The organism is Sphingomonas sp. (genome assembly GCF_029239295.1).
GTDB lineage: Bacteria > Pseudomonadota > Alphaproteobacteria > Sphingomonadales > Sphingomonadaceae > Sphingomonas.
The window spans coordinates 76,840-87,968 of the sequence record NZ_JAQZBC010000003.1 but is presented as its reverse complement, the minus strand read 5'-3'; the positions used below and the strand labels follow the sequence as shown (position 1 = coordinate 87,968).

The window sequence follows — 11,129 nt, the reverse complement described above, 5'->3', positions numbered from 1 at the left end:
GCTCGGGTGACACGGCACCTCCCATATGGGAGGGTGTCGCGATGGCAATGACGCGGCCTGACGAAACTGATCTTCTGCTCCCGCTGCACGACGGCGCGCACGAAGCCGCGCCCTTCACGCTTTTCCTCCAGCGCTTGCGGCGCCGGGTGAGAGCTGATGCGGTCGGATTGGTGGTTAGGAGTGGCACCGCGCCGTGGCACTGGCTTAACCACCTGGGCCCGCATCCGGCGTTGGATCAGGATCGCCTTATCACGCTGCGTCCGCACCGCGTCTATACCGACGAGGGGGAGGGCAATTCGCGCCTCATCCGGGTCGACGAACCCGGCGGGGCGGCTGCGGTGCTGGTCATCCGCCGTGACCACGCCGATTTCACCGCCGCCGACGGCGCCTTGCTCGCGCGTCTCGCACCGCATCTCGCCATCGCGCTGCGCACCCGCGCGACGCTCGACGATGCGGCAAGCCGCGCGGCGATCGCCGAACAGGCGCTGGGTGCCAGTCGCACCGGCTGGATGGCCTTTGCCGCTGATGGACGCATTCTTGCGGCGTCGTCCAGCGCCGAGCCGCTGTTGGAGAGCCGCCGGGCCACAGCGAGGCAGTTTGCGGCCGACGCCATCGCGTGCATGGCCGATCAAGCACCGCGGATCGTCCATTTGGGGCCGGAACCGGGCCAGGCAATGCTGCTGGTGCCTGTGCTCCCCGTACACGCCGGGTTGGCTCCGGCACCCGCGGCGATAGGTCTGATCGCGCTCGGACGTCCCAGGGTCGATGGCCCGCAACCTGGGCTGCTTGCCGCCTTGTTTGGCCTCACCGGCAGCGAGGCACGCTTGGCTGCGGCTATCGCAGGGGGAGCCAGCTTGTCCGAGTCCGCGACGCGATTGGGTCTGACGATCGAGACAGCGCGCAATTATTCCAAGCGCCTGTTCGCGAAGACCCGTACAGGCGGGCAGGTGGACCTGGTTCGCCTGATCAGTGCCAGCGTCGCGCGTTTCGCGACCGGCGTGCCTACGCCGCCAGTGGGAAACGAAGCAGGCGATCCTCGATCGGAATGAGCGCCTGTGCCGGTCGCCCGACCGCCCGGACGATCTCCGGATGGTCGACGTCCAATCCCCCGGTCAGCGCGCCAAAAGCGGGCAGGATCAGCTTGTGGCTCGCCGCGACGAAGCAGCGACGGGACACCAGCTTGCCGCGAACCCGGATCCGCAACTTCGGATGATAATGGCCCGACACTTCCGGCCGCGTCTCGCTCGCTGTCGCCTCGTGCCGCAGCACCAGGCCGTCGACCACGGCCTCGTCGACTACCCCGCCACCGCAACGATCAACACCGTGCGGATCGTGGTTGCCGGTAATCCACGTCCAGCGCGTCGTGGCGGTCAGCGAGCGCAACATATTCTGCGCGCGCTCCGGCAGCCGGGCGCAGCCCTCTGGGTCATGGAAGCTGTCGCCGAGGCACCAGACCTCCTGCGCGCCGGTATCGTCGATCAGCGCGATCAGGTCGGCCAGCGTGGCGAAGCTGTCATAAGGCGGCAGCATCTGCCCCGATCGAGCGAACCAGCTCGCCTTTTCGAGGTGCAGGTCAGCCACCAGCAAGGCGCGCCGCGCCGGCCAGAACAGCGCACCCTGGTGCAGGGGCATCAAATCGTGCCCGCCGAACGAAAGGTGAACCATCCCCGTCCTTTGCCCCACCAAGCACGGCGGATCAACGGGCGGCGGATCGTCCGGCGCGATTTTTAGAACGTGTAGGCCAGCCCCAGCACGCCCAGCCACTGGTTGCGCGAACCGGCAATGCTGACGATCGGGCTGTCACCCACGTCATTGATCAGCTTGCGATACGTGACACCGCCGACAACCTTGAAGCCGCTCAGCAGGTCACCGGTCAGCGAATGCGTGCCGACGGCACCGACCGTCCAGCTCTTCCAGCCGCCGCGCCCACGAAACGCGGGCAGGCCGCTCGCCGCCACCTGGCTCGGCGCAACATCAAAATAGGTGCGCAGATAGCCGGTTTCGACACGCTCGGCCGAACCGAACAGCGCTACCGCCGCCTTGGTCGACAAGGGGGTGAAATAGTTGATCGTCGGCTGCCAGATGCCGCTCTTGTGAACGCCGGTGACGTCATGGCGATAGCTGACCGACAGGGAGATCTTGTCATACGGGCTCGTGATAACGCCCGTTTTACCGACGCCGACAAAGCCGCCGAGTTCCAGCGCCGTCGCCCGGTTGCCCAGCGCGCGCACCCGCGGATCATCAATGCTCGACCGCTTGGTGCGCATGAAGTTCAGCACGCCGATCGGACCGGCTTGGAAATCCCAGCTCGGCCCTGGCTGGCTGGGGATCAGGTCCGCGTTGGCGCGGTTGCCGACCACCTGGAAGTTGATCCCGCTGACCGATCCGATTAAACCCGGGACGGGCGTGAACTGATAATCATTCGAGCCTTCGTAATCCGGCATGTAGCCGGCGCCCAGCCCGACGGTGATCGAATCGCCACCGGCCTGATCGGCCAGCGCTGCGGCAGGGTCCTGCGCCGGCGCGCTATCCTGTGCCGCGGCGAGGGTGGGGAGCATGGAAACGGCGGCGGCAAGGCTGAAGAGGTATTTGGCGGTCACGAATGCGTCCCCTGATGGTCGGCTTCGAAACACTCGCGTAGCAATTTGGCTCCGCCACGACGTTTACAGAATGTAACGCATCTTCACCTGTTGCTTTTCCGCATCATCCTTGATGCTGAAACGTGCCGCGTCGAACTTGGGCGGGCCGAAGCGGATCGGCGGATTGCGCGAGAAGCCAAAACCCTCGCGCGGGATACCGGCAAAGGTGTCCAGCTTGGCATTGTTGTTCTCGTCGTGGATCACCGCCACGGCATAGTCGCCATAGGGCACCCCCTCGAACCGCACCTTCCTGATCTCGGCCGGAACGGAACGGGTCATGGCATTGGTGTCGTCGACGCAATCGGGGAAGTTGGCCGGGTCGCCGGTCACGCAGATGCGCAGCGTGCCCTTGGTAGAGCGCACGGAATCGAACCCGACATCAAGTCGGGCGATTGGCGCCGCTCCGATCAGCGTTCCCGCTCCCAACGCCAGCAGCAGCGCGCGTCCGGCTCCGCTCATGGCTGCGCGCGAAATCGCCGAGGCCCTCGTCGGTCCCGCAAACGCGATCCCAGAAGCGGAAATACAAACCATAATTACACCCGTAACGCTCATGATGCCGCTGATGATGGCTCGCCGTGATCAGCCATGCACCCACTGGGCCGCGCCACATGAACCGGGGGAAAATCTCCCAGCCCATGTGATTGGTCACACCCATAACTGTCATGATCGTCAGAACCAGTCCAAGTGCACCAACGTGGATCGGAATGAGGAACACGAGTAGCGGAATTACCACAGCCCCGGTCAGCGCCTCGATCGGGTGAAATGCCATTGCCGCCCACGCGGTCGGTGGCCGGCTGGCGTGATGGACCGCATGCGCGATGCGAAAGGCACGCGGCTGGTGCATCCAGCGATGGGTCCAATAGAACCAGGTGTCATGGGCAAAGAGGTACAGCAGCACCGACACCGGCAAATACCACAGCGGATAGGCGTGGAGGGTGTCGTAGATCTGCGTCCAGCCGCGGTTCTGCCATCCCCAGGCGACGATCCCCGCGGGGACGCCGTAGATCGCGGCTGACGCCAGGCTCCACCATATCTCGCGGCGGATTTGCGGATCGAGGCCGGCGTACAGGTTGGGGTGCTTGGCCCGCGTCGCCATGGCGAACGCGCCGCTGGTGATCAGGTACCGCACCCCGACGATCAACGTCATCGCCAGGGCGGAAAGGATAATGGCCAGCACGATCGACATGGCTCGTCTTGTACGGCTTCGGGGCAGTGGGGGGAAGCGATCATCCCCGGCTCCCGAGGCGGGCGAGGTACGGCGCGATCACCCGCCCGTTGCCGCGATCCACGCTTCCGGTTTCCTTGGTGATCCGCTACGCGATGATCATGCCGGTTACCCATGAATGCGATCTCGCCATTGTCGGCGGCGGGCTGGCGGGCGGGCTCATTGCGCTGGCGCTCGCCGCGCGTCGACCCGACATCTCGGTGCGCATCGTCGAGGGCGGTGACGTGCTGGGCGGCAATCACCTCTGGTCGTTTTTTGATACCGATGTGTCGCGGGAAGACCGTTGGCTGCTGACGCCGCTCGTCTGCCACGCGTGGCCCGGTTACGACGTGACCTTCCCGGCGCACGGACGCACGATCAACCAGCCTTATTATTCGATCGAGTCCGAACGGCTTGATGAGGTGGTGCGAAAGGCGCTTTCCCCCGAATCGATCATGACCGGGCGCAAGGTGCTTGCCTGCAGCCCGACTGCCGTCGTCCTCGCCGACGGCGAACGGATCGAAGCGAAGGGCGTGATCGACGCGCGCGGCGCGGGCGACCTGTCGATGCTCGAGGTGGGGTGGCAGAAATTCGTCGGGCGATTGCTGGAGATTCCCGCCGGGCACGGCGTCACCCGTCCGATGGTGATGGACGCCACGGTGACTCAGCACGATGGCTACCGCTTCATCTATCTTCTGCCCTTTTCGCCGACCCAATTATTCGTCGAGGACACCTATTACAGCGATAGCGCCACGCTGAACGTCGGCGCGCTCAATCGCCGCATCGATGTCTATGCAGAGGCGAAGGGATGGGCGGCGACCCCCGCCGGGCGCGAGGAAAAGGGTGCGCTTCCGGTGGTGATCGGCGGCGATTTCGAGGGTTATTGGCGGTGGGGCGGCGCGAAAGTCGCCAAAGCCGGTGCCCGGGCGGGACTTTTTCACCCCACGACGGGTTACTCCCTTCCAGATGCGGTGCGGCTCGCCATCCGCATCGCAGAGGCGACAGATCTAAGTGGCGAAGGGCTGCACGACTTGACCCATGACTATGCCCAGGCGCGCTGGAACGAGCGGCGCTTCTACCGCATGCTCGATGCGATGCTGTTCCGCGCGGCGGAGCCGGACGGGCGCTACAAGGTGCTGGAACGCTTTTACCGCCTGCACCCCAATCTGATCGCGCGTTTCTATGCCGCGCGCTCGACCCGCAAGGACAAGCTGCGCGTGCTTTCCGGAAAGCCCCCGGTCCCGCTGTTTCGCGCGCTGCGCGTCATTCGAAAGGCGAACTGATGCGCGCGATCGTGATTGGCGCCGGCTTCGGCGGGCTTGCGCTTGCCATCCGCCTGCAGTCGGCCGGCGTCGAAACCACCGTTGTGGAGGCGCGCGACAAGGCCGGCGGGCGTGCTTACGTGTGGCAGCGTGATGGCTTCACCTTTGATGCGGGCCCCACCGTCATCACCGATCCGGCATGTCTCGCCGAATTGTGGGCGCTCAGCGGCCAGGACATGGCGCGCGACGTCACGCTAGAACCGGTGAAGCCATTTTATCGGCTGAACTGGCCCGACGGCACGAACTTCGATTACACCAACGACGACACCGTGCTGCGCGGCGAGATCGCCAAGCTCGATCCCGATGATGTCGCCGGCTACGCGCGCTTTCTGGAATATTCCGCCGGCGTCTACCGCGAGGGCTATGAGAAGCTCGGCCATGTCGCGTTTCTCGACTTTGCCTCGATGATCAAGGCGGCGCCTGCACTGGCCAAATACCAGGCGTGGCGCTCGGTCTATTCGATGGTTTCCTCGTTCGTGAAGAGCGAGAAGCTGCGTGAGGCCTTGTCCTTCCACACGCTGCTCGTCGGCGGCAATCCAATGACGACCAGCGCGATCTATGCGCTGATCCACAAGCTGGAGCGTGATGGCGGCGTCTGGTTCGCCCAGGGCGGTACCAATCGTCTCGTCGCGGGTATGGTCGCACTGTTCGAGCGGTTGGGCGGCACGATCCGGTTGAACGATCCGGTCGCGGAGATCGAGACGCTGGGCGACCGGGTCACAGCCGTTCGCACGCAGAGCGGATGGCGGCAGGAAGCCGAAATGGTCGCGTCCAACGGCGACATCGTCCACACCTATCGCGATCTCCTGGGCAGTTCGCGCTCTGCGGCGCGTTCGGCCGCACGGCTGGAGCGCAAGAAGTATTCGCCCTCGCTGTTCGTCGTCCATTTCGGGATCAAGGGAACGTGGCCGGGTATCCCGCACCACATGATCCTGTTCGGCCCGCGCTATAAGGGGCTGCTGGCCGACATCTACGATCATGGCGTGCTGAGCGAGGATTTCTCGCTCTACCTGCACCATCCGACGGTGACCGATCCGAGCCTGGCGCCAGAGGGCTGCTCGACCTTTTACGCGCTCGCGCCTGTGCCTCACCAGGGCAAGTTCCCGGAGGATTGGGACCGAGTCGCGCCGATCCTTGAAAAGCGGATTCTGGACGAGGTCGGGCGCCGATTGATCCCTGACATCCACGATCGGATCGTCACCAAGTTCAGCTACACGCCGGCCGATTTCTCACGTGATCTCAATGCGCATCTCGGCAGCGCGTTCAGCCTTGAGCCGGTGCTGACGCAAAGTGCGTATTTCCGCGTGCACAATCGCGACGATAAGATCTCGAACTTGTATTTTGTGGGCGCCGGTACGCATCCGGGCGCTGGTATCCCCGGCGTCGTTGGCAGCGCGAAAGCGACGGCGGCGCTGATGCTTGAGGGAGTGAGAAGGTGACGGTCGGTGTGATCCCCTTCGGCGTAGGGAAGGGGAAGTGATGAAGCGTCTGGCGGTCTATTGTGGGTCGGCAACGCCGCGTGACCCGCAGTATATGGAACTGGCGTGGGATGTCGGCCGCTCGCTGGCAGAGCGCGGCATCGGCGTTGTCTATGGTGGCGGACGGCTTGGTCTGATGGGCGCCGTTGCTGACGGCGCTCTAGCGGCCGGCGGCGAAGTCATCGGCATCATCCCCGAAGCATTGGTCAATGCCGAAGTCGCGCATCGCGGGCTGACCGATCTCCAGGTCGTCGAAGGCATGCACGATCGCAAGCGCGCGTTCACTGATCTCGCCGACGGATTCGTGACGATCCCGGGCGGCACCGGCACGATGGACGAGTTGTGGGAAGCGCTCAGCTGGGCGCAGATCGGCTATCATGAGGATCCGGTCGGGCTGCTCAACAGCGCCGGCTATTACGATCATCTCATCGCCTTCTGGAACAAGATGGGCGAGGTGGGCTTCCTCCGCCCGCAGCATCAGAACCTGCTGATCATCGCCGATACGCTCGACGTGCTGCTCGATCGAATGGCGGCGCATCAGCCCAGCCAGCCGATCGTTCGCATGACCGCGGACGATCTTTGAGCGGTTCGATGCCCATGAAGGCGATGATCTGACGATGGCGTCATCGGTTTCGCCCACGACGCGCGTACTATCTCGCGACCCGCAGTCGGGCGCGGATCGCACCACCCTGGTGTCCGCAGCACGTGAGTCGATCGCCCGCGGGTCGAAAAGCTTCGCGCTCGCCAGCAACCTCTTCGATCCGGTGACGCGGGAACGCGCATGGCTGCTCTACGGCTGGTGCCGCGCCTGTGACGACATCGTCGACGGACAGGATCACGGCCACAACGCCACGACCGTCGTTGATGCCGAGGCGCGCGTCGCCCTCATTGCCGAAAAGACCACCGCTGCTCTCGCCGGGCGCACCGTAGGGGACATGCCGTTCGATGCGCTACGCGTCGTGGCGGCAGAAACCGGCTTGCCGGCGCGGTTCGCGCACGATCTGGTCACTGGGTTCCGGCTGGATGCGGAGGACTGGCGCCCGCGCAGCGAGGACGACCTGTATCGCTATTGCTACCATGTCGCCGGCACCGTCGGCTGCATGATGGCAGTGATCATGGGCGTCGATCCGGCGGACGACGACACGCTCGACCGTGCCTGCGACCTGGGGCTGGCGTTCCAGCTCGCCAATATCGCCCGCGACATCGAGGAAGATGACCGCATCGGGCGCTGCTACCTGCCCGACGAATGGCTGTCGGAAATGGACATCCCGCCCGGTCAGCACATGAAGCCGCCGTTTCGCGATCGCCTGGTGGTTCTCGCGCGCCGACTGGCAGACCGCGCGGCGCTGCATGAGGCAAGCGCCCGTGTAGGCGCGGCCAAACTGCCGCCACGCGCGCGCTGGGCGGTCCTGGCAGCTGCCGGCATCTATGGCGACATCGCGCGTGAAGTGGCGAAGCGCGGCGCCCACGCATGGGATCACCGCGTCACCACGTCGAAAAGTGCCAAGCTCGCCTGGGTCGCGAAGGCGGCCGTTTCGGCCCGGCGGCCGGTCGCTGACCAGCCGCGCAATCCTATCCTCTGGACCCGCCCCCGTTGATCCTTCTGCCGCCGGCGCATGACCGGCGGCATCGAAGCATCAGGACTTGAGCGTTCCCACCAAATCGGGTGGCGTCGCTTCCTTGACTAGCCGTTCGACGATGTCGTCCAGCGAGACGATCTCCTGCCCCTGGCTGCCCAGCCGGCGAACGGCGACCGTGCCTTCCTCCGCCTCGCGCTTGCCGACCACCAGCAGCGCCGGCACCTTCGCCAGGCTGTGCTCGCGCACCTTGTAGTTGATCTTCTCGTTGCGAAGATCCGTCTCGACGCGCAGCCCCGCCGCCGCCAGCCGATCACGCACCACATGCGCATAGTCGTCAGCCTCGGACACGATCGTCGCGACGACCGCCTGCACCGGTGACAGCCACAGCGGGAAGCGGCCCGCGTGATGTTCGATCAGGATGCCCAGGAACCGCTCGAACGTCCCCAGGATCGCACGGTGCAGCATCACCGGGCGATGGCGCTCGCCATCCTCGCCGATGTAGCTCGCGTCCAGCCGCTCGGGCAGCACGCGGTCCGACTGGATCGTGCCGACCTGCCAGGTCCGCCCGATCGCGTCGGTCAGGTGGAATTCCAGCTTCGGCGCATAGAAGGCGCCTTCGCCCTCCAGCTCCTCGAACCCGTCCTTGATCTTCTGCGGCAGGTTCGAGGCCATCACCGCGCGGCGCAGCTCGTCCTCGGACTTGTCCCACATCGCGTCCTCGCCGAAGCGCTTCTCGGGGCGCAGCGCCAGCTTCACCGCATAATCGGTGAAGCCCAGATCGTGGTACACGCTGTCGAGCAGGTCGATGAACTTCGCGACCTCGTCGACCAGCTGGTCCTCGCGCACGAAGATATGCGCGTCGTCCTGCGTGAACTGGCGCACGCGCATGATGCCGTGCAGCGCGCCATGCGGCTCGTTGCGGTGGCAGCAGCCGAACTCGGCCATGCGGATCGGCAGGTCGCGATACGATTTGATCCCCTGGCGGAAGATCAGCACGTGCGCCGGGCAGTTCATCGGCTTCAGCGCCATCCAGTCGGCATCCGGCGAAACGAGCGCGCCCTCATCCTCGATGTTGGGCACTTCGTCGGGGATGACGAACATGTTCTCGCGATACTTGCCCCAGTGGCCGGAGCGCTCCCACTGGCGCGCGTCCATCACCTGCGGCGTCTTCACTTCCTCATAGCCGCCCGCGTCCAGCCGGCGGCGCATATACGCCTCCAGCTGCCGCCAGATCATATAGCCCTTGGGGTGCCAGAAGACGCTGCCATGCGCCTCGGACTGGAGGTGGAACAGGTCCATCTCCTGCCCGATCTTGCGATGATCGCGCTTCGCCGCTTCCTCCAGCATGTGGAGATGCGCATCGAGCTGCTTCTTGTTCAGCCAGCCGGTGCCGTAGATGCGGCTCAGCATCGCGTTCTTCTGGTCGCCGCGCCAATAGGCGCCCGACACGCGCGTCAGCTTGAACGCCTGCGGATCCAGCTTGCCGGTGGAGGCAAGGTGCGGCCCGCGGCACATGTCCAGCCAGTCGCCGCCCGACCAATAGACCGTCAGCTCCTCGTCATCGGGAAGCTCGGCGGCCCATTCGGCCTTGAACGTCTCGCCCTGCTGCTTCCAGCGTTCGATCAGCTGCTCGCGCGTCCACACCTCGCGGCGCAGCGGCTTGTCGGCGGCGATGATCTTGCGCATCCGCTCCTCGATCAGCGGAAGGTCCTCTTCCGTGAACGGCCCACGATCCGCGGGCGCGGCGAAATCGTAGTAGAAGCCATCGTCTGTCGACGGCCCGAACGTGATCTGCGTGCCGGGAAACAGCTCCTGCACCGCCTCGGCCAGGATGTGCGCGAAGTCGTGCCGGGCAAGCTCCAGCGCGTCCGCCTCGTCGCGGTTCGTCACCAGTGCCAGCTTCGCGTCGCGTTCGAACGGACGGGTGATGTCGCGCAATTCACCGTCGACGCGTGCGGCGATTGCCGCCTTGGCGAGGCCGGGGCCGATGGCGGCGGCAATGTCCGCGGGCGTCGATCCCGGCGGCACCTCGCGTACCGAGCCGTCCGGAAGCGTGATCGAGAGCATGGTCATGAGTGGCTTTCCTGCAATGCCGATGCGCTTAGGCGAGCGCGAACGCGACGAAAAGAGCGTCCGGGATATGGCAGGAACGAAGTGGAGGACGCCGGCCCACCCGTTCCGGGTGAGCAAGCCGTCAGCGCATCAGCGCGTGACCGACCGCCCCCGGATGCCCGGGGTAGTGGTAGTGGTCGTGGCACGATCGTGCAGCATGGCCGGAATATAGCGTTGAGCGCGCCGGCGGACAAGCCGCGGGCTCCCGTGCAAAAACAACGGGCCCGCCTCCGAAAGGGAAGGCGGGCCCGCGCCCTCATACGCTACGCGAGGGATAAGCAGGCCTACGCGGCCATCTCGTTAGCGGCAGTAGCGCGGATTGTTCGACTTCTCGATCGCGTTGCCGGCCACTGCGCCGCCGACGCCGCCGAGAACGGTGCCCAGTGCGCGGTCACCGCGGCTGTCGATCGTGCGGCCGAGCAGGCCGCCGGCGATCGCGCCGACGATCGCGCCGGTCGTGCCGTTGTTGCAGCGCTGGTTGCGATAGCGACGGTCATTCCCGCGATAGTTGCGACGGTTGTCGTAACCGCGGTAATTATCATAGCCGCGATACTGGCGCTCATAGCGGTCGCCACCCCAGCGCTGGGCCGATGCCTCGGCGGGGATCAGGGCAACCGTGCTCATCGCGAGAGCGGCGCCAGCGAGCGAAAGCTTCTTAAACATGGGTTCGACTCCCGTTTCAAATTCCGATCGAGAAGGCCGATACCGTCTCGTTGAACATGCTTCTGCCCGAGTCGCATTGAGCGGTCCCTGAATGCGCTCGTTATCGACGGTTCAGGTACGTTGGTCCTATG

11 protein-coding genes are annotated in these 11,129 nt (G+C 65.3%); 5 read left to right on the top strand and 6 right to left on the bottom strand.

Translation table 11 applies throughout. The features are described from left to right. The first annotated feature begins 41 nt into the window (after positions 1-41). On the top strand, positions 42-1,049 hold the full coding sequence (locus tag K0S66_RS04270) for a hypothetical protein (protein ID WP_301073902.1): 1,008 nt from the start codon (positions 42-44) through the stop codon (positions 1,047-1,049). On the opposite strand, the gene pdeM is transcribed toward K0S66_RS04270, so the two are convergent. The 4 genes from pdeM to K0S66_RS04250 all read right to left on the bottom strand — a co-directional run bounded on the left by pdeM (position 1,003) and on the right by K0S66_RS04250 (position 3,825). Continuing rightward, the gene (gene pdeM / locus K0S66_RS04265; protein ID WP_301073901.1) at positions 1,003-1,665 is read right to left on the bottom strand and encodes a ligase-associated DNA damage response endonuclease PdeM; all 663 of its coding nucleotides are present in this window, start codon (positions 1,663-1,665) and stop codon (positions 1,003-1,005) included. The two genes, K0S66_RS04270 and pdeM, sit on opposite strands and share 47 nt — an antisense overlap. Positions 1,666-1,727: 62 nt before the next feature. Next, entirely contained in the window at positions 1,728-2,600 is an 873-nt protein-coding gene (locus K0S66_RS04260; RefSeq protein WP_301073900.1) for a MipA/OmpV family protein, read from the bottom strand. A gap of 63 nt (positions 2,601-2,663) precedes the next feature. Further along, the gene (locus tag K0S66_RS04255) at positions 2,664-3,002 is read right to left on the bottom strand and encodes a DUF2141 domain-containing protein (protein WP_366520771.1); all 339 of its coding nucleotides are present in this window, start codon (positions 3,000-3,002) and stop codon (positions 2,664-2,666) included. 16 nt (positions 3,003-3,018) lie between these two features. Next, positions 3,019-3,825: a sterol desaturase family protein gene (locus tag K0S66_RS04250; protein ID WP_301073898.1), complete on the bottom strand. Its 807-nt coding sequence runs from the start codon at positions 3,823-3,825 to the stop codon at positions 3,019-3,021. A gap of 140 nt (positions 3,826-3,965) precedes the next feature. Here K0S66_RS04250 and crtY point away from each other — a divergent pair, with 140 nt between their 5' ends. Genes crtY through K0S66_RS04230 form a run of 4 tightly spaced genes read left to right on the top strand, consistent with a single transcriptional unit; the run spans position 3,966 to position 8,241 of the window. Then, the gene (gene crtY / locus K0S66_RS04245; RefSeq protein ID WP_301074031.1) at positions 3,966-5,126 is read left to right on the top strand and encodes a lycopene beta-cyclase CrtY; all 1,161 of its coding nucleotides are present in this window, start codon (positions 3,966-3,968) and stop codon (positions 5,124-5,126) included. Then, entirely contained in the window at positions 5,126-6,604 is a 1,479-nt protein-coding gene (locus K0S66_RS04240) for a phytoene desaturase (RefSeq protein ID WP_301073896.1), read from the top strand. Before crtY ends, K0S66_RS04240 begins: the two co-directional genes overlap by 1 nt. A gap of 40 nt (positions 6,605-6,644) precedes the next feature. Continuing rightward, positions 6,645-7,226 carry a TIGR00730 family Rossman fold protein gene (locus K0S66_RS04235; RefSeq protein WP_301073895.1) on the top strand — a complete coding sequence of 194 codons (582 nt, stop codon included), beginning with the start codon at positions 6,645-6,647 and terminating at the stop codon, positions 7,224-7,226. Positions 7,227-7,260: 34 nt separating this feature from the next. Next, entirely contained in the window at positions 7,261-8,241 is a 981-nt protein-coding gene (locus tag K0S66_RS04230) for a phytoene/squalene synthase family protein (protein ID WP_301073894.1), read from the top strand. A gap of 39 nt (positions 8,242-8,280) precedes the next feature. Here the strand turns inward: K0S66_RS04230 and thrS are convergent, their stop codons facing one another. Beyond that, complete coding sequence (gene thrS, locus K0S66_RS04225) at positions 8,281-10,290, bottom strand: threonine--tRNA ligase (RefSeq protein WP_301074030.1); 2,010 nt, start codon at positions 10,288-10,290, stop codon at positions 8,281-8,283. A 345-nt stretch (positions 10,291-10,635) separates the two neighbouring features. Beyond that, positions 10,636-10,998 carry a glycine zipper 2TM domain-containing protein gene (locus K0S66_RS04220; protein ID WP_301073893.1) on the bottom strand — a complete coding sequence of 121 codons (363 nt, stop codon included), beginning with the start codon at positions 10,996-10,998 and terminating at the stop codon, positions 10,636-10,638. Between the last annotated feature and the right edge of the window lie 131 nt (positions 10,999-11,129).

Coding starts and splice junctions, on each gene's coding strand:
- thrS (WP_301074030.1), bottom strand. CDS start 10,290: ATGCTCTCGATCACGCTTCCGGACGGCTCGGTACGCGAGGTGCCGCCG.
- crtY (WP_301074031.1), top strand. CDS start 3,966: ATGCCGGTTACCCATGAATGCGATCTCGCCATTGTCGGCGGCGGGCTG.
- K0S66_RS04220 (WP_301073893.1), bottom strand. CDS start 10,998: ATGTTTAAGAAGCTTTCGCTCGCTGGCGCCGCTCTCGCGATGAGCACG.
- K0S66_RS04235 (WP_301073895.1), top strand. CDS start 6,645: ATGAAGCGTCTGGCGGTCTATTGTGGGTCGGCAACGCCGCGTGACCCG.
- K0S66_RS04270 (WP_301073902.1), top strand. CDS start 42: ATGGCAATGACGCGGCCTGACGAAACTGATCTTCTGCTCCCGCTGCAC.
- K0S66_RS04240 (WP_301073896.1), top strand. CDS start 5,126: ATGCGCGCGATCGTGATTGGCGCCGGCTTCGGCGGGCTTGCGCTTGCC.
- K0S66_RS04250 (WP_301073898.1), bottom strand. CDS start 3,825: ATGTCGATCGTGCTGGCCATTATCCTTTCCGCCCTGGCGATGACGTTG.
- pdeM (WP_301073901.1), bottom strand. CDS start 1,665: ATGGTTCACCTTTCGTTCGGCGGGCACGATTTGATGCCCCTGCACCAG.
- K0S66_RS04230 (WP_301073894.1), top strand. CDS start 7,261: ATGGCGTCATCGGTTTCGCCCACGACGCGCGTACTATCTCGCGACCCG.